The following is a 26802-nucleotide window of genomic DNA, read 5'->3' as shown; positions in this document are numbered from 1 at the left end:
CGTTTGGTTTATCTGCTGGCTTTCGCGCCGTGCTGCTGCGCATGCTCCTTGAGCTTGGCAAAGGTTTCCGCGCTGATGACATGCTCAATGCGGCAGGCGTCCTCGGCCGCGGTTTCGGGCGAAACGCCGAGCATGGTCAGCAGCTCGGTCAGCACGGTATGGCGCTCATAGATCGTTTCCGCGATCGTGCGTCCGGCGTCGGTCAGGCACAGCAAGCCGTTCTGATCGATGGAAACATAGCCGTTGTCCCGCAGCAGGCCAACAGCGCGGCTGATGCTCGGCTTGGAAAAGCCGGTGTAGTGGGCAACGTCGATTGAGCGGACCGACCCTTTTTGGTGCTGCAGAATCAGGATCGCTTCCAGATAGTTCTCAGCACTCTCCTGCACTTTCATCGTGCCTTGTCCTCCTTTTTTCTCTTTTCCATGTTTTTTATTTTAGCATATCCGGCTGATTTTGGCAATATAGCGATGCTTGCAAGGCCGCGCAATTTTGGGTACAATGGGGAAGACGGAGGGATGTCCCATGAAAGTATTTTTATCCCCGGCGAAAAATATGCGCGCCGCCGCGGCGTCGCTGCCGGATGTGACAGCGCCGCGCTATCTGCGGCAGGCGGAAGCGCTCGCCGCGGCCCTGCGCGCCAAAGCGCCGTTTGAACTGGAGAGCATCCTGCAGACCAGTCCGGCGATCGCGCTGCGGGCGGCGGCGCTCTACCAGGACTGGACGGGCGAGGGCGGCGTACCCGCGATCCTGGCGTATGATGGGCTGGCCTATAAATATCTGGAGGCGGAAACGCTCACGGCGGCAGAGCTGCGGTTCGCGCAGGACAGCCTGCGGCTGTTTTCCGCGTTTTACGGCCCGCTGCGGCCGCTCGACGCGATCCGCCCCTACCGGCTGGAGCTGGCGCACCGGCTGGATGGACGCAGCCTGTACGAGTTCTGGGGCCGTGCGTTTTACGACGATCTGTTCGCTGCGGGTGAAACGGTGGTCAACCTCGCTTCCAATGAATACAGCAAGGCGGTGCGGCGCTACCTGCAGACAGGCGACCGGATGGTGACCTGCGAATTCCTGACCTACCGCAAGGGGAAGCTGCGCTGCCTGCCCACCATGGCGAAAATGGCGCGCGGCCGCATGACGCGGTATATCCTGCAGCACCGCATCGCGTCGCCCGAGCAGCTCACTTTGTTTGACTGGAACGATTTCCGGTATGAGCAAAGCCTGTCGGACAACCAAACGCTGACCTTTATCGTCCGCGCGTGACGGGGAAGTGCCGCGAAAAGCTGCCCTGAAGCGGGAAAGGCCCCGCCTGTCCTTTGGGGGACGGGCGGGGCTGAGGTATGACGTTACTGCGGGGGATTGTCCTGCGGCTGGGGCGGCACGGGCGCCTGCTCCGGCGGCTGGGGCGGGACAGGGGGCGCGGCCTCCTGCGCGGGTGCCTGCGGCGCGGCTTCTTCAGCGGGCAGGGGGCCCAGCTTGCGGTTGATTTCCTGCGTGTTGCGGCATAGCACGAGCAGCAGCAGCGCATACTCAAACGTGATGCGTGCGACAAGATTGCCGACCACGAACACGAAAAGCGCGGCAAAAAAATGCGAGAACAGCAGCATGACGCTGTATACGGCGATGGCGACCGCGGCGATGCAGTACAGGACGCGGATCAGCTTTTCGGTGAAAAAGGTGCGGAACGTGAGAATATCGTGCAGACTGGCGGCGGGGCCTTTATAGGTGTTGGGCTTGCGCACGAAAAGGAAATACAACGCAAGGCCGCCCGCCACAATGACAAGCAGCGCCAGCACGGGCATCACAAGGCTGAAAAACGGCGTGTAGGAATAGGTCTGCGTATATAGATAAGGGTAGCTGCTCATGGTTTCCTCCTGAAAAAACATTGAAGCATTTGTATATTTAGTGTAACATATGCGGGAAAGCGTTGCAAGTTAAATCGAAATGTTGTACGCTATAAGGGAGAAAACGATACGGAGAAACGACAATGAGGATTTTACACACTTCGCCCGCACAGGACGGATTTTTTATGCCCGCGGAGTTCGCGCCGCACGACGGCTGCCTGATGATCTGGCCGGAGCGCGGGGATTCCTGGCAGTATGGAGCCTATGCAGCGCGGCGCGCGTTTATTCAGGTGATGCGGGCGATCGCGGAAAGCGAAAAGCTGACCGTGCTCTGCTCGGAGGGGCAGTATGACAATGCCCGCGCCCAGCTTCCGGATGCGGTGCGGCTGGTTGTGATGGAGACGGACGACGCCTGGGCGCGCGACGTGGGGCCGACCTTTGTGATCGACGGCAGAGGCGGCCGCCGCGGCATCGACTGGGGCTTTAACGCCTGGGGCGGCGCGGTGGACGGGCTGTACCCAAGCTGGGAAAAGGACAACCGCGTGGCCCGCAAATTTTGCGACCTGCTGGAAAACGACTGCTATGACAAGCGGGATTTTATCTGCGAGGGCGGCTCGCTCCATGTGGACGGGGAGGGGACCGCGCTCGTCACCGAGGCCTGCCTGCTCTCCGCGGGGCGCAACCCGTCCCTGTCGCGGGAGGAGATCGAGCGCACGCTGTGCGCGTACCTCGGCGTCTCCAGGGTGATCTGGCTGCCGCGCGGCATCTACCATGACGAAACCAACGAGCATGTGGACAACGTGTGCGCGTTCACAGCGCCCGGCGAGGTCGTGCTCGCGTGGACGGACGACGAAAGCGACCCGCAGTATGCGCTCTCCAGGGCGAGCCTGGACGCGCTCGAGGCGGCGGTGGACGCAAAGGGGCGCCGGCTTCGGGTGCATAAGCTGCCGCTGCCCGCGCCCGTGACCATCACTGCGGAGGAATGTGAGGGGCTCGACCTGTGCGAGGGCGAGCCGACGCGCACGCCGGGCGAGCGGCTGGCGGCAAGCTACGTCAATTTTTATATCGCCAACCGGACGGTCGTCATGCCCGCGTTCGGCGACCCGATGGACGAAACGGCGAAAGAGATCCTGCAGGGCCTGTTTCCGACGCGCAGGGTGGTCGCCATCCCCGCGCGCGATATTCTGATCGGCGGCGGGAACATCCACTGTATCACGCAGCAGATCCCCCGCGCGTGAGCGCGGGAATCACCAACCGTATGAGGAGTGCAGACACATGAGCAAAGTAACCGTAGCCGCGGTGCAGATGACCTATGGGCTGGAAACCGCGGTGCAAAGGGTTGAGGAGGCGGCCGCGCAGGGCGCGCAGGTCATCCTGCTGCCCGAGCTGTTTGAAAACTGGTATTTCTGCCAGGAAAAGAGCTATGAAAACTACCATCTGGCGACAACGCTGGAGGATAACCCCGCGGTGAACGCGCTGCGGACGGTCGCGCGCGACTTTCGGGTCGTGCTGCCGGTCAGCTATTACGAGCGCGTGGGCAACACCACATTCAACACGGTCGCCGTGATCGACGCGGACGGGACGGTCCTTGGCCAGTACCGCAAGACGCATATTCCGGACGATCATTTCTATCAGGAGAAATTCTATTTCACCCCCGGGGACACGGGCTTCCGCGTGTGGGACACGGCCTATGCCAAAATCGGCGTGGGCATCTGCTGGGACCAGTGGTTTCCGGAATCCGCGCGCTGCATGGCGCTGATGGGCGCGGAGCTGCTGTTTTATCCGACCGCGATCGGCTCCGAGCCGATTCTGGAATGCGATTCCATGCCGCACTGGCGCCGTTGCATGCAGGGCCACGCGGCGGCGAACATCATGCCGCTGGTCGCGGCCAACCGCATCGGTACGGAAACCGTGACCCCCTCGCCCGACAACCAGAACCAGTCGTCCTCGCTGACGTTTTACGGCTCGTCCTTCATCGCGGATGAGACCGGAGCGCTGGTCGAGCAGGCGGATCGGGAAAACGCCTGCGTCCTGACGCATACGTTCGATCTGGACGGCATCCGCGAGCTGCGCCGCAGCTGGGGGACGTTCCGCGACCGGCGGCCGGAGATGTACGGCGCGCTGGGACGCTTCGGATAACCGCAAAAAAGGACAAGGCAGGGCCTTGTCCTTTTTCTATTGCACGCCGTTGCGGTCCAGAATATCCCGAATCGCTTCAACCTGTTCCGTGGTCAGGTCGGCCTGGGCGCCGTCGTGCCGGACATAGCAGCCGGTCAGGCTGACGCCGTAATCCGTGCCGAACTCCGTGTCCACGGTGTACTCCGGCAGACAGCGGCAGACCTCGCCGCTGTAATCCAGCGTCAGCAGCAGGTCGGTCAGCGCAATCGAATCGCTGCCCCAGAACGCGGTCTGGGCGTCGCCGTCCGGCGCGGCGTTGAATGGGCGCACCTGCGTAAGGGTGTTGCCGCAGTAACCGCCGGTCGGGCTGTCCGCGATCAGCTGCGGCTCGTCCGTGGGCTGGTGCTGGTGGGCCTCCTCCGCAGCGGGGGACGGCGGTGCCTCCGGCTGGCCCGCGCCGCTGGCCGGAGCCGTTCCGCAGCCGGACAACAGGAGGAAAAGCAGCGGCAGGAGCAGAAAAGAACGATACATGGCACAACCTCCTTTTCCAGCTTAGACGGAAGCGGAAGACGGAAGGTTCCGCGCCTCAGTCCGGTTCGGCGCTGCCGATTTCCCGCAGAAGCCGCTGGCGCGTGTCGTCAAACAGCAATTGCTTGTTGTGCGCGAAGTAGGCTTCGCAGCCGAAATTCTGGATAAACCAGGAGGTAAAGTAATTCGCGGTCAGCTCGGTGGCGAACAGAACAAGCTCCTGGCTGTTCGGGATGGCCGCGTCGAGGAAGGCAAAGACGTTCGCTAACTGCCGGTCCATGCGGTCCGCCGCGTCCGCGCGCGCCTGCACATCCTCCTGGAACAGCGCCTTGAGTCGCTCGAACGCCTGCCCCTTAGGCACCTTTTCCAGCGCGAGCGCCTGCTGGAAAGCCGCGAGCCGCTCGGCCTCGCGCGCGGCGGTAAACAGCGCGTCCTTGTCGGTCGAGCCTGCGTCGCGGCGGCGCGTGAGCGCGGCCTGTTTTTCGTCCAGCAGGGTGCCGAGCATTTTTTCGCCCTCGCGGATATGGACGAGGTCCTGATGCAGCGCGTCGGTGAGCCGGTCCAGCCGGTATGCCTCGCGCGCGCCGTCCGCCAGCCGCGCGAGCAGCAGGCCGAGCACGCCCAGCTTCTCGTCGAACGCCGCGTCCGCCAACTCGGAGGCGCGCACCTTTTCCCAGGCGCCGTCCAGGATCTCCTCTACGCGGTAGACGCGCCTGTATTTTTCATAAAGCTGCAGGTAGTTGGCGAAATCGGCCGCCACGCGGGGGAGCTGCAGGTATTGCCCGACCACCTGGCGGTCAACGGGCAGGCCGAGCGTTTCGTATACCTGCATCAGCTCGGACAGGTCCTCCCAGCCGCGCGCGGTGACGAACTGCAGCCCGTCCGCGGTCGCCTCCACCCGATAGAAATGGTCGCGCCGGATCTCAAGATAGGAGAGGATCGCGCCATGGACGCCGCGCCGGTAGGCGTATTCCTTCCAGACCGCGAAGTCCTCCTCGACGTCGATGCGCTTGACGCGGTCGAGCGTGACCACGTCGAACTCGCGCACGGATTTGTTGTATTCGGGCGGGTTGCCGGCCGCCACGACCATCCAGCCGTCCGGCAGGCGCTGGTTGCCGAAGGTTTTGCACTGCAGAAACTGCAGCATCATGGGCGTGAGCGTTTCCGAGATGCAGTTGATCTCGTCAAGGAACAGGATGCCTTCCTTGGTACCCGTGCGCTCCATCTCGCGGTAGACCGAGGCGATGATCTCGCTCATGGTGTAGGCGGTGACCGTGCGTTCCGCGCCGCCGAGCTGCACGGTTTCGATAAAGGGCAGGCCGAGCGCGGACTGGCGCGTGTGGTGGGTCAGCGTGTAAGACACCAGCCCCACGCCGGTCTCCTCCGCGATCTGCTCCATGATCTGGGTTTTGCCGATGCCCGGCGGCCCCATCAGCAGGATGGGGCGCTGCCGGATGGGCGGGATGCGGTACGCGCCGAACGCATCCCGCGCAAGATAGGCGCGCAGTGCGTTTTTGATCTCGTTTTTTGCTCGTTTGATATTCATAAAGCATTACCTCGTGCGTTATCCGTTGGTGTAAGGGGACGGGCAGGCCGCCGCTATCCGGCGGAGAGTTCGCTTTCCCGCAGGATCAGCCGGATGCCCCACGGCGGGACGTTGTCGGGATAGGCCTCGCCCTCCAGCATGACGAACGCCGCGTCGTATCGGGGGCGTTTTTTCGGATAGATGCCCAGTCCGTCGGTGAAATAGAGCAGGCCGCGCAGGTGATGGAACGCGCCCTCGCTGACCAGCCGGTCCACATGCGCGAATACCGGCCGGAAATCGGTGGCGGACTGGCCGATCAGCTCAAAATGCTCCATATACTCCCGCAGCTCGCGCTCGCAGGTGATGCGCCTGTCCGCGCGGAGCTGGTCGTCGCACTGCAGGATGCGCAGGTTGAAGCGTCGGAAAAAGCTCTCGTTTTCCCGCAGCAGCGCGTAGGTGTGCGATAAAAAGCCGCGCACCAGCTCGCCCGAGGTGGACATCGAGGTGTCGATCGCGATGACGAAATCCTCGATCCGGCGCACCTCGCGCGTTTCGAGCGGCTCGATCAGCGGCATGTTGCCGAAGTGCCGCAGGCCGTAGGCGTAGTAACCGTAATCGAACGAGTCCGCGTCCACCGCGACCTCCTCGCGCAGCGCGGCAAAACGGCGCAGGAACGAACGGTAGTCCGCGGTCCCGCGCGCGGAGACCGCGAGCTGCTCGCGCACGGCCTCGCCGCCGGCCGCCTGGTTCGAGAATACGGTTTCCATCGCGGTCTGGGTCTGCTCGGCGGCGCGCTGCCACTGGCGCTCCTGCTCGTCGTCGCTTTCCTCCGGCCAGAGCGCGTGGTCGTCCACATGGAATACGCGGGACAGCGCCGCGCAGTCATAAAGCCCCGCCCGTTCACGCCGGAATTGACGGTAAACCGCCTCGGCAGTCAGCACGGGCATGCTTTCGCGAAGCTGTCGGTACAGGTGCTGCCGGCGCACGGAGGGCTTGTCCGCCTGCAGGCAGCGGTAGTCGAGCGCGTCCAGCATGCTTTCAACCGCCACGTCGCAGGCAAGGTCCCACAGCGCGCGGTCGCGGCCGCGCGCCTTGGCGGGGTGCCGCAGCAGACAGTGGAACACCGTATGCAGATACGCGCGGCACACGTTTGCGCGCGAGCGCTCGTATTGCTGGGCGAGCCACGGGCCGCTGTAATACAGCGCGCGGGAATCCGTTGCGAGCGTCGCGGTATCGTACCCGTCCGAGACGGCCAGCGCGGCCAGCGCCGTATCCAGAAAGGGCAGGCTCATATACAGCTCGGTGCGGGCGGAAAACAGAATTTCCCGCCCGATTTTTTGCCAGCGTTCACTTTGTGCCATACAAGAACCCCTATTTCGTAACCCATTTCCGATCCAGATCGCCTCGGACAAAGAAGCGAACCGCCGTGCCGCAGTCCAGACAGAAATCAACGCCCCACTCGGAAACCAGGCTGACCGGTCCCTTTCGGTACAGCGGCCCGCACCCGCTGTGAAGATCGATCACGGCGTTGCACAGGATGTTTTCACTTCCACAATACGGACATTTCATGGGAACCCCTCCTTCATAAGTCGAACGTTTTTGCGCGCCCCTTGGGGGATGCCTGTCCGGCGGCGAGCAGCACGGACAGCGCGGCGGTTTGCTCCTTCTCGCGGGCGGTATCGCATGCGGCGTCGATCTCAGCCGGAGACAGCACGCCGAGCGACAGCAGGAAGGTGAGCGCCGCGCTTTCGCCCGCGGCGGCGCAGCGGCGGGCGAGCGTGCCGCCGTGGGCGCGCAGGCAGTCCAGACAGGCAGCGCGGGCAGCGTCCGACAGGCCGAACGGCGTTGCCAGCCGCCGTATGGCGACGCGGGCTGCGACAAGGAAATCGTGCCGTTCGAGCAGGCCGGACAGCGCGCGGTCATACTGGTGCGTGCTGAGCGTGCCGCCGTCAAAGCATTGGCGGTAGCCGTAGCCCGCGCCGTGGATGCGCCGCTGGAAGATATGCGCGGGCGTGAGCGCCTCCAGATCCTCGGAATAGGCGGGGAAGAGCAGGCGGTACACTGTCCCGTTCCAGAAAAAACGCACGTCCAGCTCGCCCGCGTGCTCGCCGAGCAGCTTGTACAGGCAGGTGGGGGCGGAGGGGTCGGCATACAGCCGCACCTCGCGCAGCGCGCGGCAGTTCATCAGCGCGCCGCCGCCGAAATCGGTCGCCGCGCCGGACAGCGTGAGCGTTTCCAGCCGGCGGCAGTTGTAAAACGCATAGCTGCCCACGCTTTGAAGCGGCCGCGGCAGCGTGACCGAACGGACGGCGTTTGCGTCGTGCGCCGGCTCCGGCCCGCCGCAGGTCACGCGGACGGGAAAAACGTCCTGCCCGCGCAGGTCCGGCGCGCGTTCGCTGAGCGCGTAATTCCCGAGCGAGACCACCGGTGCGCCGCCGATCTCGTCCGGCAGGCGCACGCTGTCGTCGCGCGTTTCGCAGCGCAGGATGGCAACGCCGTCCGGCGTTTTTCCGCAGGTCAGAAGCAGTTCGTTTTCACCCTCGACCGTGTACATGGTGCGTCTCCTTTCACGGGTTTTCTGTTCGGCTTCGATTATAGCACAGACGCGGCGGGGCGGCAATAAAAGTGACGCGGTTTTGTCTATCTTGCAGATTGACCGTCTGTTGACCATCTGTTAAGATAAAGAAAAAAGGTGGAATGCGGGATGAAAAAGCTCAGGACATTTTTGGGGTTCTATGTCGTCTGCCTTTTGGCAACAGGGGGCTTTATGTTCGCTGTATATGCGTTGGAGGAGTTGTATCCGCTACTGGGGTTTTTCCTCCTTTTCGTTCCGCTTACCCTGCTGGTTTGGGCGCTGTACGGTCTGATTTGCCGTATAGAGGAAATGGAAAAGCGCATTGATGAGTTGACCGGTCAGCCGGCGAAAGCGGAAACAGAGGATTCTTGTGATAAGAAAATATCACCATAATAATTTATGAAAAATCTCAAAATTCCCTTGACAAATCCATTCGCTGCGAATATACTGTGACCATACCGAACAAACCAATGACGAAGACGAGTAGCAGGGAGACCGAACCTCCAAGAGAGCCGCGGGCGGTGGGATCGCGGCAGGCAAGGGCCTTGTGAATGGACTTCACCAGGGCAAGGCGAAAGGGCGTTCCGCCCGAGTAACTGCGACGGGGACTCCGCCCGTTATCAGGGGAGCGCGCATTGTCGGATGCGCGGAAGCGAGCGGGCGCGTCAGCGCGTCAACTTGGGTGGCACCGCAAGGGTTTGTTTACAAGCCCCTGTCCCATGGATTTGGGACGGGGGCTTTTTTATTTTGTCCATTCATTCATAAAATATAGAAAAAGGAGAGAACCTACCATGGCTAAGATTCCGCACAGACTGTATTTGACCGAAGACCAGATGCCCAAGCAGTGGTACAACCTGCGCGCCGATATGAAAGAACAGCCCGACCCTCTGATCCATCCCGGCACGCACCAGCCGCTTCCGGAGGAGGCGCTGTATCCGATTTTCTGCGAAAAGCTCGCCCATCAGGAGCTGGACGGGAAAACGCGCTATATCGATATTCCGGAGCCGATCCTCGATATGTATAAGTTGTACCGCCCATCCCCGCTGTGCCGCGCGTATAACCTGGAAAAGGCGCTCGGCACACCCGCGAAGATCTATTACAAGTTCGAGGGCAACAACACCTCGGGCTCGCACAAGCTCAACTCGGCCATTGCACAGGCGTATTACGCCAAGGAGCAGGGGCTAAAGGGCCTGACGACCGAAACCGGCGCGGGCCAGTGGGGTACCGCGCTCTCCGAGGCGTGCGCGTACTTCGGGCTGGACCTCAAGGTGTTCATGGTCAAGGTGTCCTATGAGCAGAAGCCGTACCGCAAGGCGGTCATGCAGACCTTCGGCGCGGATGTGACGCCCTCGCCCTCGAACACCACTGAGGCGGGCCGCGCCATCCTCGCCCACGACCCGAACACCGGCGGCTCGCTCGGCTGCGCGATTTCCGAGGCGGTCGAAATGGCGACGACGCAGGAGGGCTACCGCTATGTGCTCGGCTCGGTGCTCAACCAGGTGCTGCTGCACCAGTCCATCATCGGCCTGGAAAGCAGGCAAGCCATGGAACTGCTGGACGAATATCCGGACATCGTCATCGGCTGCGCGGGCGGCGGTTCCAATCTCGGCGGCCTGATCGCGCCGTTCATGCAGGATAAGCTGACCGGCAAGGCCGACCCGCGCATCATCGCGGTCGAGCCTGCCTCCTGCCCGTCGTTCACACGCGGCAAATACGCATATGACTTCTGCGACACCGGCCACGTCACCCCGCTGGCGCGCATGTATACGCTGGGCAACGGCTTCATGCCCGCCTCCAACCACGCGGGCGGCCTGCGCTACCACGGCATGAGTCCCATCCTCTCCAAACTGTACCATGACGGTTACATGGAGGCGACCTCGGTCAAGCAGACCGATGTGTTCGACGCGGCGGTGCAGTTTGCCAAGGTCGAGACCATCCTGCCCGCGCCCGAGTCCAGCCACGCGATCCGATGCGCGATCGACGAGGCGCTCAAGTGCAAAGAGACCGGCGAGGCCAAGACCATCCTGTTCGGCCTGACCGGCACGGGCTACTTTGATATGTCGGCTTACGAGGCATATCATAACGGCACGATGCGCAACCATGTGCCGACCGACGAGGAGCTGCAGACCGGCTTCGACACCCTGCCCAGCCAGCCGGAATAGCTACATAACAACCGGAAAGGGTGTGCGTCTGCTTGCCGTGGGCGGATCAGGTGCTGGATACCATCGTGTCGTGGGCGATACTGCTGTTTGAATATGTGGGCGTGGGCGTGATCGTCGCGTCTGGCGTGCGGGGCGCGGTGTGTTATGTCCGGCGCGATCCGGAAACGCGCCTCAAGCTGGCCAAAGGCCTGGCGATGGGGCTGGAATTCAAGCTGGGCAGCGAGATCCTGCGCACCGTGGTCGTGCGGGAGCTTCGGGAGATCCTGCTCGTCGGCGCGATCATCCTTCTGCGCGCGGCGCTCACGTTCCTGATCCACTGGGAGATCACAAATGAAGAGAGGACCGCTGGGCATCCGCCCGCGGAGCCTTGAGCAGGCCGCGCCGCGCGATCGGCGCGGCCTGCTTTTTCCGTTTTCGCGGTGTGCCAAACATGGCGAGCGAAAATATTAAGAAATTCCCTCGGTTTTTCTTAATATTTGTCTGGTATCCTGAGACAAAGGAGGGATACGGATGCAGAACCTTTTACTTCTGGCCTATGAAGCGGCGGCGGTTTTGCTGCCCGGCCTTGTACTGTGCGCGGCGCTGTACCGGCGGGGCGGGAAAACGGGACGGGCTGCGCCGCCTTTGCTGCTCCTGCTGTTTGCCATATACCTGTTTGGGGTGTTCCATGTGACCGGCGCGGGAACGCTGTACGACGCGCTCCAACGCGGGCTGGAGTGGAACGCCGGTCAGGTCAACCTGCTGCCGTTTTCACGGGAAGCCGATCCGATGGGTTATGCGCTGAATGTCGTGCTGTTCCTGCCGTTCGGCCTGCTGCTGCCCCTGCTCTGGCCCGCGCTGGACAGGCTGGGACGCGTGGCCGCGGGCGGATTTGCTTTTTCTCTGCTGATCGAGCTCAGCCAGTTGCTTAACAACCGCCGGACGGATGTGGACGACCTGCTGATGAACACGCTGGGCGCGGTGCTGGGGCTGCTGCTGTATCGGGCATTGGCATGGGCGGGGCAGCGCCGCGGGCGGGAGAGAGGGGAGGCTTGCGGGCCGGCACCCGCGCTGTACATCGCGGTGCTGTTCGCCGGGCGTTTCCTGCTGTTTCATGAGCTGTGGGCGGCAGGGCTGCTGTACGGCTTTGCCGGATGAAAACAAAAAAGCCGGTTGCGTTCCGGCGGAATATACCGTATACTGTCTTTCATGAGACAGGAGGACGGTATACATGGAAACGCGGGAACGGAAACGGCTGCTGCTGCATATTCTACTGGCGGTCCTGCCGTTCTGGCTGCTCGACCTGACGCTGCGCACGGCAACGGGCGGCGCGGCGTGGTATCCGCTGTACGCAGCCGCGCCCAACCTGTTCTCCCTTGGCTTCAGCGCGCTGTTCACCGCTTTGGCGCTGCTGCCCCCGCGCCGCTGGGGACGCCTGCTTTACGGGCTGGTTTACGCGGTGTGGGCGGTCTATGCCGTGGTGCAGTATGCCGTATGGCGCATCCTCGACCGCGTTTTATTCCTCTCGGATTTCCTGTTCGCGGGGGAGGGGCTGGATTTTGCCGGCTACGCCCGCCAGATCATCGACGGGCGGTTCGCAGCGGTCGCGCTGCTTTTGCTGCTGTGGGGCGTGCTGGGCGTCCGGTCGCTGCCCGCGGGGACGGAACGGCGGCAGGCCCTCCCGCTGCTGGCGGCGTTCCTGCTGGCGCAGGGAATCGCGCCGCGTCTGTACGCGCCGGTGCCGGAAACGCTGGACTGGGATGCGTGGGAATCGAGCGGGTATGAATACGAACGCTTTTCTTCGCCCGTTTACGACCTGGCGCTGACCGGACCGTACCAGTTTGTGCTGCACGACGCATGGCTGTCGGTCGCGCCCGATCCGGACGGGGCGGAAAAGCGGGCGCGGGTGGATGCGTTTTTCGCGGAGCGGCCCGCCCATCAGGAAAACGAGATGACCGGCCTGCTCGCGGGCAAAAACCTGATCCTGGTGCAGCTGGAAAGCATTGACGATTTCGTCCTGAACGAGCAGAACACGCCCACGCTCGCGCGCCTGCAGCGTGAGGGGATCTGTTTTTCCGAGTTCTATACCCCTCAGTATTCCAACGGCTATACCTTTAATACGGAATTTGCCGCGCAGACCGGCCTTTATCCCTATGCCAACGGAAACGTCGCCTATTCGCTCAGCCGCAGCGCGTTTCCCGATGCGGCCGGCAGCCTGTTTGGGGACGCCGGTTACACCGCGAACTCCTTTCACAAGAGCGAGGCCAAGTTTTACAACCGCGGCGCGATGCACCAGGCGTTCGGTTATGAGCAGTACCATTCCGCGCTGCACTATGCGTCCGGCGAGCTGGAGGCGGGGGTGGACCGCTTCCTGGTGGACTGCGACGAGCTGTATGCGCGCATGATCGACACGGAGCCGTTTCTGGACTTTTTGATCACCTACAGCGGCCACCTTGGCTATGACGAGATCGACGCGCTGACCACCTATGCGCTCGAACAGTATCCGGAATATGCGGATGACAGCCGACCGTATGAAATAAACGGCCTGTTTGCCAAGGCGCGCCTGACCGACGATATGTTTGCGCGCCTGCTCGAGCGGCTTGCGGAGGACGGGCTGCTGGAAAACACAGTGCTCTGCGTGTACGACGACCATTATGCCTACGGTCTGACCGACCGCGCGGTGCTGGAGGAATATTCCGCGGCTGCGGGCGGCCGCCTGCTGGAGCGCACGCCATGCTTTATCTGGTATGAGGGCTGTACGCCGCGCACGGTGGACAAGACGATGCAGACCGTTGACCTGCTGCCGACACTTGCGAACCTGTTCGGTCTGCCCGCGCCCCGTACCCTGGGGCGGGATGCCTTTGACCCGTCATACGCGGGCTGCGCCATTTTTCCTGACGGCACCTGGCTGACCGACGACGCCTATGTCCAAAATGGGAAGGTCGTGTGGAACGACGGGATGACCGAAGAGGAGGTTGCGGCGATGAACGCATACGCCCGCCGCTTCCAGGAGGTCAACGACGCGATCCTTGACACGGATTATTATAGAGAGACATAATACAAACCGGCTTCCCTTGGGGGAAGCCGGTTTGTATTTTCAGGAGATCGTGAGGCGGAACACGTCGCCCGCCGCACCGCAGAACACGACCGACCCGCCGCCGGACAGGATGGCGCTGGTGTCGCCAGTGGCTGCGCTCTGGTTAACAGTCTGCCCCGCCGCGTCAAACAGAACGAAGCCCGCGCCGGCCGGCATCTGGACGGTCATGGTCTTACCGTCCAGCGACTGCGGCAGGTTGTACCAGCGGTTGTAGCCATCCGGCTGGATGGTCAGGTGGGAGCGGGGGCCGGTATGGATGTCCGGCACGGCCGAGGCATCCATATACAGTCCGTCTGTGGAATGCATATACTCCGTGCCGCCGATTGTTTCGACCCAGTAAGGCGTGGTATCGCGGCCGCCCATCATGGGGATCTGCACCGCAACGTCCGCGCGCGTGCCGTCGGTCAGCGGATTGGAAACCAGATACCCGTCCACAGTGCCGATGCCGAGCATGGGAGGACCGTACAGGAACAATTGCGAGCTGGCCTTGTCGGTCACGGAGACATAGGCCTTGCCCTGGCGCGCGCTCCAGTCGGCCTGCGTCTGTGCGGATACGGGGTTTTCCGGCAGCTTCTGCAGATAATAGCTTTCGGAAACCAGGTCGCACAGGATGCGGACCGAGGAATAGCCGCGCGCGGTCAGATAGGCGTTGCCGTTCTGCTCGATAAAGCGCAGTTCAGCCAGGCCGTTTTCCGATTTGAATACCCCGTCTCCGCAATAAAGGTAGGTAGAACGCTGCAGGGGAGAATAAGCGTTGGACAGGGTAAGCGTACCCGCGTCCTCCATGGTCAGGCGCATGAGCGAGGTCGAATCGCCGTACAGGCCCTCATACCGTTTAAGCCCGCTGTCCAGTGCTACCTGGCGGGCCGGTGTGAACGTATCCGCAGCGCTTTTGCGTTCGGTGATGACGCCCTTTTCCTCCAGCCGGTCGAGCAGGAGGCTGGAGGCGAGCATCTGGCAGTACAGGCTGCTGCCGCCCGAGGTGGAGACCGCGGCGCTCAGGCCGTATTCCGGCAGGACGATCAGCGAATTGTGCATCAACAGGCTGTCCCCGCCCTTTGTGACCGCCTGGATGCCGTACAGGCTGAACGGATACAGGTCAACGCTGTCCCAGCCCAGGCCATAGCCGATCACATTGCTGTCCGCGTCCAGCCATTGCCCGTTTTGGTACTCCTTATGGAAGGTTGCCGTGCGCGCGCGGTCGGACAGGATATCCGCTTCGCCGGTGTAGAGCTGCGCGAAGCGGCACAGGTCCTCGGCGGTCGAGTAGATGCCGCCCGTACCGATGATGTTGACCGAGTCGGTCGGTGTTTCCTGTTCCGGCGCGTTGGGATGGTAGGTGCGCACGATGGCGGAACGGTCGAACGTGTCCTGCATGGTTTTGGTATGCGCCATGCCGAGCGGGCCGGTGATCTCCTGATGGATGAATTCGGTGAAGGACTGACCGCTGACGCGCTCGATCAGAAGCTCCGCGAGGGAGAATCCGTCGTTGCAGTACACGGAGAACGCGCCGGGATCGGCTTTGAGCGTTTGTCCGGCAAGGTCGTCAAGCAGGGAATCGTGTGCCTGGGTGTCCGCGTCGTCAAACAGAATGCCGTTGCTGTAGGTGCTGCCCATCAGGCCGGAGGAATGGTTGAGCAGCATACGCACGGTGATATCGCGATAGCGTTCGTCCGCCATCCGGAAATCCGGCAGGTACGCGGTCACAGGGGCGTCCAGCGCAACCTTGCCCTGGTCAACCAGGCGCAGCAGAGCGGCGGTGGTGAACATTTTACTGGTCGAGCCGATGCCGTACAGATTTTCCGTGGTCAGCAGGCGGTTTTCGCGTTTGCTGTACACGCCGGCGACGCCGCTTTCGATAAAGTCGCCGTGGTCCATCATGGCGTACTGGATGCTGGCGATGCCCATGCTGGGGTCGAGCAGAAGCTGGGTGCGCTGCTCCAAGGTGGACGCGCCGGCGCTCTCCGGCATATCGGCGCGGGAAAGCAAACCTTCCGGAAGGCTGGAAAACAACGGGTCCGGCAGCGGGCTGAGCGAGGCGGGCGCGAGAGGGTTACTCGGCCCTGCGGCAAGCGCCGCGGGGGAGACCAGCAGCGCGGCCGTGAGCGTGCCTGCAAGCAGGCGGGACAGGAATCGGTTCATGGAAGCTCCTTTCTGTTGCTGTGGATTATATTTAGAAGATGATCTAAATATAATGGAGATGGGGTGATCTGTCAAGGGATATCCGGAACTGTACAGGGAATATCTGTTTTTTATTTTGACATGATTTGTGTCAAAAGTCGATGACAAGATTCCTGTCACCATATAATAACCGAGAGGTGGTGCGCATGGATATTGGTGAACGGATGAAATCCCTGCGGCAGGACCGCGATATCAGGCAAAAGGAGATCGCGGCGGCTCTGGGGCTGTCGCGAAGCGCATACAGCAATTATGAAAACGGCTATAACGCGGTGCCGCTGGATATCCTGGCGGCGCTGGCACGGTATTACCATACGTCGGCGGACTATCTTTTAGGTCTGACGGATAATCCCGCGCCGCCGCAAAAATGAAAGGCTTCCCAAAAACGGGAAGCCTTTTGTTTTGTGACAGCGGTCAGTTGAAATACACCAGCTCCTCCGCCGGCTTGTCGGCGGGGACGACCTCGACCGCATGCAGCACAGGGCCTTCGCCGCGGTACTGGGGCAGGGCCTCGACCGTGACCGAGGCGGTCACGCGCACCCAGTCGCGCAGCTTGAGGTCCTTTGCGTTGGGATAGCGGCACAGGAAGCCGAGGAACGTGACGTCGTCCGCGCAGCAGACCATGCCGAACCGGCCGGGGACGAACGATCCGGATGGCACGTTGCCGCCGACATACACCTGCGCGCGGAAGCGGATGGTCTTGCCGTCGTACTTGCTCGGATCGCCGGTGGCGTCGATATACCACAGGCCGTAATCCTCATCCCCGATATCGATGATATCCGCGTTGAGATCGAACGGCAGGGGCATGTTGCGGGCGTAGTCCTCGCTGTTTCCGTCCACGTCGTCCAGATAGATGGTCGCACGCGGGTTCATGGCGCGGATGTTCTTCTGATAGAGCATCTCCTTGAGCGCATCGGTGCAGCGGTTGAACACCACCAGGTCGGCGGTGGTGATATGCTCGAACATCATCGGCCCCATATTGGCCGAGTACAGCGCAAAGGTGGAAGCGTCCACCGTTGTGACGATCTGGTACAGCTCCCAGCGGGCAGGGAAAGCGGCGGTCAGGTCGTCCAGCTTCCACATGCCGTTGTATTCGATCAGGATGCGGTCGGGGTCGTATTTCTGCTCGACGCGCTTGAGGATATTGGGCGTCAGCCGGCTGGCCGATTCGATGGAGACGAGCGCTGTGCCATAGCGCAGCAGCTCCTGCTCGTCATACTCCTCGATGCCCTCCTCACAGAGCAGGAGCGCGGTGCGCTCGTTCTCCGTGAAGCCGGGGTCGGCGAGAATCTCTTTGATAAAACGGGTTTTGCCGCTTTCCAGAAAGCCGGTAAACACATAAACCGGTATCGGGTCCTTTTTGGGCATAAGGCTCCCTCCTCAGGCGAGGCCGAACAGGGAAGCGATGCGCTCCTCGTCCAGCTCGGCGCCGATCACACACAGGCGGCCGGTATAGTCGGCCGCGCCGCGGCGGATATCGGGCGCGCCGGGAACATAGTCAAAATGCAGCCACTGGCCGCCGTCGGCCGCGGGTACGATGCCCTTGGCGCGCAGCACGGTGCCGAGCGACAGGTCGCCCAGGCCGGTCAACGCATTCTGCAGGTCCTCCTCCGTGTACGGATGCGGGGTTTCCACGCCCCAGGAGGTGAACACCTCGTCCGCATCGTGGTCGTGGCCGCAGCCGCAGTGGTCGTGCTCGTGGTGATGGTGCGCGTGGCCATGCTCATGGTCATGGCAGCCGCAGGTGCAGTCCGGACCATGTTCGTGGTGGTGTTCCTGGTCATGCTCGTGCTCATGGTGATGGTCATGCTCGTGTTCGTGGTCGTGATGGTGTTCGTGCGCATGCTCGTGGTGGTGATGCGCATGATGCGGCTCGCGCGCGATCTCGTCGAGCACCTCCTGCACCAGGTCGCGGCTGCCCTCCATAGTTGCGAGAAGCTGCGCGCCGGTCAGCTCCTTCCACGGCGTAGTGACGATACGGGCGTGCTCGTTCAGGCCGCGCAGCAGGGCGACGGTTTCGTCCAGCCGCCGCGCCGGACACTCCGCCGTGCGGGAAAGCAGGATCGCGCCGGCATGCGCGACCTGATTTTCAAAAAATTCGCCGAAGTTTTTCAGGTACATTTTCGCCTTGAGCGCGTCGACAACCGTGACGAACGAGTTGAGCGTCACATCCAGATGCGCGTTCTGCACGGCGGCGATCACGTCGGACAGCTTGCCGACGCCCGAAGGCTCGATCAGGATGCGGTCCGGATGGTACTGGTCTACCACCTCATGCAGCGCTTTGCCGAAGTCGCCAACGAGCGAGCAGCAGATGCAGCCGGCGTTCATTTCGTTTACCACGATGCCGGCTTCCTTGAGGAAGCCCCCGTCGATGCCGATTTCTCCGAACTCGTTTTCAATCAGCACGACCTGCTCGCCCTGCAGGGCGTCCGCCAGCAGGCGCTTGATGAGCGTGGTCTTGCCCGCGCCGAGGAAGCCGGAAACGATATCAATTTTTGTCATAGCTTTCGCCTCACCAATGTAAAATTTATGGGATGAACATAGTATACCACGTTTTTGCAAAAAAGAAAAGTTTTAGGGTTAGCTTTTGCTAATCGAAGTGCAAAAGGCACGATTTCGCCGTGGGAAAGCCTGGGAATGCTGTGCAAAAAAACGATAAAACCGTGCAAAAATAAAATGCACAATGGGAATGCGACACATCAAAGACAGATGTCTAAAATGGGGAAAAGCGCTTGTATGGGCAGTTTGCCTGTGCTAAAATGGATACATCTTGTGAAAAAGATGGTCATTGTCACAAAAGAGAGGGAATCCGCTATGAAAATAACTGCACAGTGGATCGCGGAGCAGTGCGGCGTGTCGCGCGGCACGGTCGACCGAGTGGTCAACGGCCGGCCGAACGTTGCGCCGGCGGTGCGCGAACGGGTGCAGAAAGTCATTCGGGAATATGGGTACACCACGCCGGCGCAGCGGCATGCGCTGCGCGCGGAGGGGACCTGCCGCATCGGCGTGCTGCTGCCGGGCCTTGATGCGCTGCTGAGCCGGAAAATACGCGAGGGGCTGCGGCTGGCGGCGCGGCAGTGCGGCGCTGCCGATGTGGACCTTTGGGTGGAAGAGCTGAAAAGCCGGTCGCACCGCTCGTATTTTGAAGCGATCGGCCGGATGGAGGAAAAAGGCGTCAGCGGCCTGATCGTCGCGGCGCCCGACACGGTCGCCATGGCAGAGGAGATCGACCGCCTTGCCGGGCAGGGTGTGCCGGTGGTCGCCTGTTACGCGGATGTGCGGCGCAGCGGGCGGCTGTGCTATGTCGGCGCGGATATGGAAAAGTCCGGCCGCGTCGCGGCAGGGCTGATCGCCCCGTTCGTCGCCGGAGGCACGGTGCTCGCGCTGTCCGATCAGCGGGAGTTCGCCGGACGGGAGGCGCGCATGCGGGGCTTTCTGGAACGGATGCGCGAGCTGGCCGGCGGACGGTTTCACGTTGAGCTGGTGGAAAGCGCGGGCGCGTTCGACCGCTCGTGCGAAGGGCTGCTGCAGCGTCATCCGCATGTCCGCGCCATTTATATGCCCTGCGAACTGGCAGGGGTATGCCTGGAGGACCCCGCCTATTTGCGGCGGGCTGGCACGATACGGACCGTGTGCCATGGGATGACCGCGGCCGTGCAGCAATATCTGGAGCGGGGGCGGCTGGACTTCGCAATAGACCAGAACCCGCTTTTGCAGGCCGCGCGTGCGGTCGAGATACTGGTGCGGGCGCTGCGGACGGGGGAGCCGCCGCGCCGGAAAGAGGAATATATGGATACACGCATTATCACACGCGAACTGCTGTGACAGGAGAGGAGACAAACGGAAAGACCATGAATCGAAGAGTAATCGGCGCGCTGCTGGCCGGCGCGCTGTGTATGGCAACGGTCGTGCCGGCCGGCGCCGTGAACAGCGGCGGGACCGCCGCCGTGCAGGAGGAGGCGCCGCCGGAAGCGCTTACCGTCAAGCAGATGGGACTGCGGGCGGTCGAGCGCGCGGTATCGGAAAACAACGCGAGCGTACAGTCGCTGCGCAAGACCGCGGCCGGTATGGATACCGGCTCCAGCATGTCCGAGCAGTTTGAGGCACAGGGCGGCGCGCTGGAACTGCAGATCAAGCAGTACCAGGAGATGATCGGCAAAATGGAAGAGGCGATGGAGCAGATAGCTGATAAGGAGAGCGACCTGTATAAGACCTACGAGGCGCAGAAAAAGCTGCTGGAAAACCAGCGGGACAGCCTGCAGCAAAGCGCGGCCAGCCTGCCGCTGCAGGGCGCGGCGGTGGTCATGCAGATCGAGGATGCGGTCTACCAGATCAGGAAGCAGGCGGATAACGTGGCCGACCAGATCACCATGGCCGCGCAGACGCTGCTGATCTCCATTCAAAACCTGCAGTATTCGCAGCAGAAGCTCGAACGGCAGCTTGCCTCGCTGGACCGCAGCCTGGATGTAATGGAAACGCAGCTTTCCCTTGGACTGGTCAGCCAGTACCAGATGGATACCGTGCGCAATCAGCGGGATAACCTTGCGCTTGGCATCACAAACCTACAGACGCAGTGCAACAACCTGGCAAGCAGCCTTGCGCTGATGTGTGGCTATGACGCCGGAACGCTGGTGATGCCGTCGGCTTTCGCGGCGGTGACGGAAAAGGACCTGAAGGCGATGTCCTACGAAGCGGATCTGGAAGAGGCGCTGAAGAACAGCTTTTCCATCTGGCAGAAGCGCAATACGCTGCGGCAGGCGCAGAACGTGTATGACGACAGCTACGACAGCAGCGTGTATGCCGTGCAGTCCGCGCGCGAGGCGCTGGCGGCCGAGCAGGAAAGCGTGGAATCGGCGTTTGCCAGCACGTTCCAGTCGGTGCAGGACTCCCGCGGCACCCTGCAGGCCGCGCAGACCGCCGAACAGCAGGCGGAGCTGGATTTCAAGACCAGCCGGCTGCAGTATGAGCGCGGCATGCTTTCCCGTCTGGACTACCTGCAGGCGCAGGATACGCTGGAAAACGCAAAGCTGGATGTGCAGACCGCGGAGCTTGGCCTGGTGTCCGCTTTTAATCAGTATGAATGGGCCAAGCGCGGGCTGACCACTGCCATCGCGTGAGAGTGAGAGAAAGGAGAACAGGATGAAAAGATATATTGCCGCCGGGCTTTCCGCACTGCTCCTGTGCAGCATGTGCGCGCCCGCGTATGCGGCGGATGCCGGAAGCGGGGAGCAGGCTGCGGAAGCGGAGGAAAACGCGCCGGTCAGCCTGACCTTTGACACGCTGGAGCAGACCGTGCGCGAAAACAACGTGTCCATCAAGTCGTATAACAATACGGTCAAGAGCGAGGAAGAAACCGATGTAAGCGTCGATTACGATATGGATTACATAACGATCGTCAACCAGATCTCCTCCTACAGGCAGCAGATTGCAGACCTGAAAGACGCGATCGATGACCTGGGCGATGACCCCGAGCAGGCGGCGCTCAAAAGCACGCTGCAGGCCCAGCTTAGAACGCTGGAAAGAAACCTGCAGGCGGCGCACAGCTCGTACAACGACCTGGACGACAAGGAGGACGACGCCAAAGAGGACCAGCAGAAAACCGTGGTCAGCACAAGGCGCGAGATGCAGAACGCCGCGGACCAGATCTGCAAGGACGCGGAGAACAACTATATCTCGCTGGAGGCCCTGCAGTATTCCCTGAATGAGACCGAACGCAGCCTGGCCCAGCTTGACCGCAACATCGCGGCCGTGGAGAAGCAGGTCGCGCTCGGCATGGCAGGGCCGAACCAGCTCAAGAGCCTGCAGAGCCAGCGGGAGACCCTGCTGGCCAGCCAGACCACCCTGAACACCCAGTATGAGAGCCTGAGCAACACCCTGGCCATCCAGTGCGGCTACCATACGGGTACCGTGTTCCGGACCGCGGCGCTGCCGGCCGTGACGCAGGAGCAGCTCGACGCCATGGACTACGAGGCCGACCTGAAGGAAGCGGTGAAGAACAGCTATTCCATCTGGGCCAAGCAGGACACGGCGGACAGGGCTTCGGACGACTATGAGGACAACGTGACCAACAACCTGTACGCATATGAGGCGGCCAAGATCGCGCTGGACGCGGAGAAGGAGAACGTGACCGCGTCGTTCCGCAAGCTGTACAAGGATGTGCAGGAGAAGGGGGACGCGCTGCGCGCGGCCAACGCCGACCTGGAGCAGGCGGAAAAAACGTTTGCCGTGCAGCAGGTCCAGTATCAGCGCGGCATGATCTCGCAGATGGCCTTTGCGGACGCGCAGGATGCTCTGGAGGCGGCGCAGGAGGCGGCTGCCGCGGCCGAAATCAATTTGTTTACCTCGTATAATACATACGAGTGGGCGAAGCGCGGCGTGATGGACAGCGCAGCCTGACAGAACAGCCGGAAAATCAGACCACAATGGAGGACCAAATGAGACGTAAACGTATTTTTGCCGCGGTGCTCGCGGGCGCGATGCTGTTCAGCGCGGGCTGCGGCAAGGAGGAAACGGTGGAAGAGGAGGCGGCGCCAGCCGGCACCGCCGTCGAGGTGATGGAGGTGCAGGCGGGCGAGATGAGCGCCGAATACGCGGTGACCGGCAAGGTCGCGGCGGTCAATGAGGTGCAGGTGTTCCCGCTTTTGGCGGGACAGGTGATGACGCTCCCCGTCAAGGAGGGGGATAAGGTGAGCAAGGGACAGACCCTGTTCACCGTGGATACCACCACTGTCACCTCGACGATGGGCGCGCTGCAGCAGTCCTACAGCGCCACCAAGACCGCGACCGACCGGGCGATCGAATCCGCGCAGATCGGCGTGGAGCAGGCGCAGCGGACGGTGGATAACACGCAGGCGCTGTTTGAGGCGGGCGCGGCCGCCGAGCAGGATGTTACCAACGCCAAGCAGGCGCTGGTGCAGGCGCAGGCGGCGGTTGCGCAGGCGCAGGCGCAGCAGGCGGCCTCGCTCGCCCAGATACAGGCCTCGATGGACCAGATCAACTCGCAGGCCAAGCTGGGTACGGTGACCGCGCCCTGCAGCGGCACGGTGACCACGGTCAACCTGGTGCGCGGCGGCATGGCCTCGTCCGCGCAGCCGGGCGTGGTCATCGCGGAGGACGGCAAGGTCGAGGTGCAGACCTCGGTCGCGGAGGATGTGTACACCAACATCAAGGCAGGGGACGAAGCGGGCGTTGTCATCTCGGTCCTGTCGGACGATATGACGCGGGGTACGATCGCCTCCCTGCCCGCGGCGGCCAATGTGCAGACCAGCCTGTATGATATCTCGATCACGCTCCCGTCCAACGTCAATCCGCCGATCGGCGCGTTTGCGACGGTCACTTTCTATACCAACCGCAGGGAAAACACGCTCTCCGTGCCGACCGAGGCGATCCTGACCGGCGCGAATGAGGAGCAGTATGTTTTCGTGGTGGATGACTTCGGCAGCGGGGACACCGTGACGCGCGTTACGGTGGAGACCGGCCTGGTCAGCAAAACGGATACCGAGATCCTTTCCGGCCTGGCCGAAGGGGATGTGGTGGTCGTGAAAGGGCAATCCTACCTGTCGGACGGCGCGATGGTGCGCGTCGTGACCGGTGAGGACAGCGTCCTGAACGAGACCGAAGGGTCGGACGATGTGCCGGCCGCCGCGGATGGGGAGGGCTAACTCCTTATGAAAATCGCGGAAACCTGTATCAAGCATAATGTAATGACCATACTGACGTACATCCTGATCGTCGTGTTTGGTTTTTACTGCTTCCAATCGCTGCCGCTCGCGCTCATGCCTGAGATGGAGCTGCCGGTGGCGATCGTATATTCGACCTATGCGGGCGCGGGACCGGAGGATATCGAGCAGCAGGTCACAAAGCCGCTGGAGTCCGCGTGCGCGGGTCTGGCGGGCCTGGATACGCTGATGTCGACTTCGGCGGAGAACATGTCCATGGTCATTGTACAGTTCGATTACGGCACTGACCTGGATGAAACGCTGACCGATATGCGCGACAAGGTCGATATGGTGAAATCCCAGCTGCCGGAGGACGCCTCCGACCCGACGGTCATGTCCATTGACATCGACTCCATGCCGGTTATCATGGTGGCGCTCACAGGCAGCGACCTGGCTACGCTGCAGTCGATCGCGGAGGATGAACTGGAGCCGGCGCTCGAACGCCTGGAGGGCGTGGCGTCGGTAGACATCATGGGCGGCTATGAGAATGAGGTCGCGGTCAAGACCGATGCGGCCCGTCTCAAGGGCTTCAACCTGACCGTGTCCTCGGTCGCGCAGCAGATCGGCGCGGACAACATGGCCGTGCCGGGCGGCGAGCTGGACAGCGGCTCGCAGACGCTGTCCGTGCGCACGGACGGCGAGTATCAGTCGGTGGACGATGTGAAAAACGCCCTGATCTCGCTCCCCACGGGCGGCACGGTGCGCCTGAGCCAGATCGCGGACGTATCCATGCAGCCCAAGGACCAGGACGCGCTGGCAAAGGTGGACGGCAAGGAATGCCTGCTGCTGTCGGTCAACAAGCAGTCCGGTTCGAACACGGTGGAGATTGCCGAGCTGGCGAAAAGCGAGCTGGATATCCTGACCGCGGACTATGAGGCGCTCGACTGGAGCCTGGTCATGGACCAGTCGGATTACATCAACATGACGGTGGATAACACCGTGTCAAACATCTGGATGGGCGTGCTGTTCGCGGCAGTCGTGCTGCTGCTGTTCCTGCGTGACCTGGGCGCAACGGTCGCCATTTCCGTGGCGATGCCGTGCTGCATCCTGTTCACTTTCCTGATTATGTTCGCGCTGGATATCACGCTGAACATGATGTCGCTGGGCGGTATCGCGCTCGGCGTCGGCATGATCGTGGATAACTCTATCGTTGTGCTGGAAAACATCTTCCATTACCGCACGGACGGGTACGACCGCTGGGAATCCTGCACCAAGGGTACAAAGGAGGTTGTGACCTCGGTCACCGCCTCTACCCTGACGACGATCGCCGTATTCCTGCCCATCGGCCTGTCGGGCGGCATGACCGGCATGATGTTCAAGGAATTCTGCATCACGATTGTGGCGCTGCTTTCTTCGTCCCTGATTATTTCGCTGACGCTGGTGCCGCTGCTGTGCTATATCCTGCTCGACCGCGGCGGTGTACACCGTATTGCCGGCGGCAAGCCCGGCACGCGGGAGCAGGTGATGGGTGACCGCCCGTTTGCACGGATGTATAAGAAAGCACTCAAGCTGTTCATCACCCGCCGCGCGGTGGGCATCCTGCTCACAGTGGTAATCTGCGTCGTTTCGGTATTCAGCATGGGCATGGCCGGCATGGAGCTGATTCCGGAGATGGACCAGGGCTCGATCAGCGTATCGGTCGGTATGCCGAGCGGCTCCACAATGGAGGAGACCGCGGCGATTCAGGACCGCATTGTGGCGATCGCGGAAAAAACCATACCGGAAATGGAGCAGGTTTACTACAGCACGGGCAGCTCGGCCTCGGTCATGTCGAGCGCGTCCGGCTCGAGCGTTACGATTTCGCTGGTCGATCTGGAGGAGCGCGACCGCTCCTCTGCCGAGGTCGCCAACCAGCTTCGCCGCGACCTGGCGGATATCGCGGGCTGCGAGATCACCGTCTCGGCCAGCAGCATGTCGATGGGCGAAGGTTCGGATATCAGCGTTCAGCTTTCCGGCAAGGATTATGACCAGCTCGCGGAAGTGGCCGACGATCTGGTGCAGGAAATCAGCACGATACCGGACGCGATCAATGTCGAGTCCTCTTCCGGCGACGAGGTGCCGCGTGTGGCAGTCAAGGTCAACCGCGAGAACGCATCCCGCTTTGGTTTGACCGCGGCCACGATCGGCACGCTGGTGCGCGGCGAGCTGACCGGTTCGACCGCGACCACGCTGCGCATGGGCGGCGAGGAATACGATGTGACCATTTCGGGCGACGAGACGCTTTCGCAGGATATCGACGCGCTCAAGTCGCTGCAGCTTCCGGCCGCGACCGGCGGCACGGTGCCGCTCTCCATGGTAGCGGACGTCTACACCGAGCTGTCTCCGCAGTCAATCACCCGTATCGATCAGGATGAAACGGTCACGATCACGGGCGAAAGCGAATCGGGCGACAGCGTCGGCATCATGCAAAAGGTCAATGAGATCGTAGCGGGCTACCAGTTCCCAGAAGGGGTACAGATTGAAGACGGGGATACATCGGCCTCCAGCATCGCGGAAACGACAGGGTCCCTGCTGACCGCGCTGGCGGTCGCCATCCTGCTGGTGTATTTCATCCTGGCGAGCCAGTTCAACTCGTTCGCCCTGCCGGTGGCGATCATGCTGATCCTGCCGATCGGCCTGCTCGGTTCGCTGATGCTGCTGTGGCCGACGGGCAACAAGGTGTCCATGGTTGCGCTGCTGGCGGTCATTATCCTGGCCGGTACGGTGGTCAACTCCTCGATCGTGCTGGTCGACTATATCCTGCAGCGGCGGGAGCGCGGCGAGGATAAGAACACCGCGATCCTGAACGCCTGTCCGCGCCGCGTGCGTCCGGTGCTGATGACCGCGCTGACCACGATCCTCGGCCTGGTGCCGATGGTGTTTGCGGGCGGCGAAGGCTCGGAGATGATGGCGCCGATGGGCGTGGTAATGATGACCGGCATGGTCATTTCCACCGTTGCGACCCTGTTCATCACGCCGGTATACTATTCGTTGACGGACAGCGTGGTTGAGCGGATCAAAAAATGGGCGAACCGGCCGAAAAAAGAGCATGGCTGGCGGAAGAAATGGAAAAAAGGCGAGGAATAACCGCGTTTGCCGGATAAC

The 26802-nt window shown here is 62.1% G+C and carries 24 protein-coding genes; 14 read left to right on the top strand and 10 right to left on the bottom strand.

What is annotated here, in order from left to right; genetic code table 11:
* Positions 1–8 precede the first annotated feature (8 nt).
* Positions 9–392 carry a metal-dependent transcriptional regulator gene (locus ACYQ3S_RS03860; RefSeq protein WP_459687415.1) on the bottom strand — a complete coding sequence of 128 codons (384 nt, stop codon included), beginning with the start codon at positions 390–392 and terminating at the stop codon, positions 9–11.
* Positions 393–522: 130 nt separating this feature from the next.
* Between ACYQ3S_RS03860 and ACYQ3S_RS03855 the strand changes: the two genes are divergently transcribed.
* Positions 523–1257 (top strand): YaaA family protein, encoded by a 735-nt coding sequence (locus ACYQ3S_RS03855; protein WP_459687414.1) that lies wholly within the window; start codon positions 523–525, stop codon positions 1255–1257.
* Between the two features lie 83 nt (positions 1258–1340).
* Here ACYQ3S_RS03855 and ACYQ3S_RS03850 read toward each other — a convergent pair whose 3' ends face one another.
* On the bottom strand, positions 1341–1859 hold the full coding sequence (locus tag ACYQ3S_RS03850; RefSeq protein WP_459687413.1) for a hypothetical protein: 519 nt from the start codon (positions 1857–1859) through the stop codon (positions 1341–1343).
* 122 nt (positions 1860–1981) lie between these two features.
* Here ACYQ3S_RS03850 and aguA point away from each other — a divergent pair, with 122 nt between their 5' ends.
* Positions 1982–3076: an agmatine deiminase gene (gene aguA, locus ACYQ3S_RS03845; RefSeq protein WP_459687412.1), complete on the top strand. Its 1095-nt coding sequence runs from the start codon at positions 1982–1984 to the stop codon at positions 3074–3076.
* A 37-nt stretch (positions 3077–3113) separates the two neighbouring features.
* A complete protein-coding gene (gene aguB, locus ACYQ3S_RS03840; RefSeq protein ID WP_459687411.1) occupies positions 3114–3977 on the top strand; it encodes an N-carbamoylputrescine amidase in 864 nt (287 codons plus the stop codon).
* A 36-nt stretch (positions 3978–4013) separates the two neighbouring features.
* Here the strand turns inward: aguB and ACYQ3S_RS03835 are convergent, their stop codons facing one another.
* Genes ACYQ3S_RS03835 through ACYQ3S_RS03815 form a run of 5 tightly spaced genes read right to left on the bottom strand, consistent with a single transcriptional unit; the run spans position 4014 to position 8563 of the window.
* The gene (locus ACYQ3S_RS03835) at positions 4014–4487 is read right to left on the bottom strand and encodes a hypothetical protein (protein ID WP_459687410.1); all 474 of its coding nucleotides are present in this window, start codon (positions 4485–4487) and stop codon (positions 4014–4016) included.
* A gap of 55 nt (positions 4488–4542) precedes the next feature.
* Entirely contained in the window at positions 4543–6030 is a 1488-nt protein-coding gene (locus ACYQ3S_RS03830; protein ID WP_459687409.1) for an AAA family ATPase, read from the bottom strand.
* Between the two features lie 53 nt (positions 6031–6083).
* Positions 6084–7370, bottom strand: a complete 1287-nt coding sequence (locus ACYQ3S_RS03825) for a vWA domain-containing protein (protein ID WP_459687408.1) — start codon at positions 7368–7370, stop codon at positions 6084–6086.
* A 10-nt stretch (positions 7371–7380) separates the two neighbouring features.
* Complete coding sequence (locus ACYQ3S_RS03820; RefSeq protein WP_459687407.1) at positions 7381–7578, bottom strand: hypothetical protein; 198 nt, start codon at positions 7576–7578, stop codon at positions 7381–7383.
* A gap of 13 nt (positions 7579–7591) precedes the next feature.
* Positions 7592–8563: a leucine-rich repeat protein gene (locus ACYQ3S_RS03815; protein WP_459687406.1), complete on the bottom strand. Its 972-nt coding sequence runs from the start codon at positions 8561–8563 to the stop codon at positions 7592–7594.
* 150 nt (positions 8564–8713) lie between these two features.
* On the opposite strand from ACYQ3S_RS03815, the gene ACYQ3S_RS03810 reads away from it, so the two are divergent.
* The 5 genes from ACYQ3S_RS03810 (at position 8714) to ACYQ3S_RS03790 (ending at position 13783) form a co-directional block, all read left to right on the top strand.
* Complete coding sequence (locus ACYQ3S_RS03810; RefSeq protein ID WP_459687405.1) at positions 8714–8977, top strand: hypothetical protein; 264 nt, start codon at positions 8714–8716, stop codon at positions 8975–8977.
* A gap of 398 nt (positions 8978–9375) precedes the next feature.
* Positions 9376–10746, top strand: a complete 1371-nt coding sequence (locus tag ACYQ3S_RS03805) for a TrpB-like pyridoxal phosphate-dependent enzyme (RefSeq protein WP_459687404.1) — start codon at positions 9376–9378, stop codon at positions 10744–10746.
* Positions 10747–10778: 32 nt separating this feature from the next.
* Positions 10779–11117, top strand: a complete 339-nt coding sequence (locus ACYQ3S_RS03800) for a DUF1622 domain-containing protein (RefSeq protein WP_459687403.1) — start codon at positions 10779–10781, stop codon at positions 11115–11117.
* 139 nt (positions 11118–11256) lie between these two features.
* On the top strand, positions 11257–11883 hold the full coding sequence (locus ACYQ3S_RS03795; protein ID WP_459687402.1) for a VanZ family protein: 627 nt from the start codon (positions 11257–11259) through the stop codon (positions 11881–11883).
* 73 nt (positions 11884–11956) lie between these two features.
* Positions 11957–13783, top strand: a complete 1827-nt coding sequence (locus ACYQ3S_RS03790) for an LTA synthase family protein (RefSeq protein WP_459687401.1) — start codon at positions 11957–11959, stop codon at positions 13781–13783.
* Between the two features lie 39 nt (positions 13784–13822).
* Here the strand turns inward: ACYQ3S_RS03790 and ACYQ3S_RS03785 are convergent, their stop codons facing one another.
* Complete coding sequence (locus tag ACYQ3S_RS03785) at positions 13823–15964, bottom strand: serine hydrolase domain-containing protein (protein ID WP_459687400.1); 2142 nt, start codon at positions 15962–15964, stop codon at positions 13823–13825.
* A gap of 185 nt (positions 15965–16149) precedes the next feature.
* On the opposite strand from ACYQ3S_RS03785, the gene ACYQ3S_RS03780 reads away from it, so the two are divergent.
* Positions 16150–16371, top strand: coding sequence for a helix-turn-helix domain-containing protein (locus ACYQ3S_RS03780; protein ID WP_459687399.1), 222 nt, complete (start codon positions 16150–16152; stop codon positions 16369–16371).
* A 43-nt stretch (positions 16372–16414) separates the two neighbouring features.
* Here ACYQ3S_RS03780 and ACYQ3S_RS03775 read toward each other — a convergent pair whose 3' ends face one another.
* Positions 16415–17368 carry a TIGR03943 family putative permease subunit gene (locus ACYQ3S_RS03775; protein WP_459687398.1) on the bottom strand — a complete coding sequence of 318 codons (954 nt, stop codon included), beginning with the start codon at positions 17366–17368 and terminating at the stop codon, positions 16415–16417.
* A gap of 12 nt (positions 17369–17380) precedes the next feature.
* Positions 17381–18502, bottom strand: coding sequence for a CobW family GTP-binding protein (locus ACYQ3S_RS03770; RefSeq protein WP_459687397.1), 1122 nt, complete (start codon positions 18500–18502; stop codon positions 17381–17383).
* 312 nt (positions 18503–18814) lie between these two features.
* On the opposite strand from ACYQ3S_RS03770, the gene ACYQ3S_RS03765 reads away from it, so the two are divergent.
* Genes ACYQ3S_RS03765 through ACYQ3S_RS03745 form a run of 5 tightly spaced genes read left to right on the top strand, consistent with a single transcriptional unit; the run spans position 18815 to position 26784 of the window.
* A complete protein-coding gene (locus tag ACYQ3S_RS03765) occupies positions 18815–19825 on the top strand; it encodes a LacI family DNA-binding transcriptional regulator (protein ID WP_459687396.1) in 1011 nt (336 codons plus the stop codon).
* A gap of 26 nt (positions 19826–19851) precedes the next feature.
* Positions 19852–21117, top strand: coding sequence for a TolC family protein (locus tag ACYQ3S_RS03760; protein ID WP_459687395.1), 1266 nt, complete (start codon positions 19852–19854; stop codon positions 21115–21117).
* Positions 21118–21139: 22 nt separating this feature from the next.
* A complete protein-coding gene (locus ACYQ3S_RS03755; RefSeq protein WP_306488602.1) occupies positions 21140–22396 on the top strand; it encodes a TolC family protein in 1257 nt (418 codons plus the stop codon).
* Positions 22397–22434: 38 nt separating this feature from the next.
* Positions 22435–23661, top strand: coding sequence for an efflux RND transporter periplasmic adaptor subunit (locus ACYQ3S_RS03750; RefSeq protein ID WP_459687394.1), 1227 nt, complete (start codon positions 22435–22437; stop codon positions 23659–23661).
* A gap of 6 nt (positions 23662–23667) precedes the next feature.
* The gene (locus ACYQ3S_RS03745; protein ID WP_459687393.1) at positions 23668–26784 is read left to right on the top strand and encodes an efflux RND transporter permease subunit; all 3117 of its coding nucleotides are present in this window, start codon (positions 23668–23670) and stop codon (positions 26782–26784) included.
* Positions 26785–26802 lie beyond the last annotated feature (18 nt).

Source organism: Agathobaculum sp. TL06 (assembly GCF_054658635.1).
The sequence above is the reverse complement of the archived record's forward strand: the minus strand, read 5'-3'. Positions and strand labels throughout refer to the sequence as shown.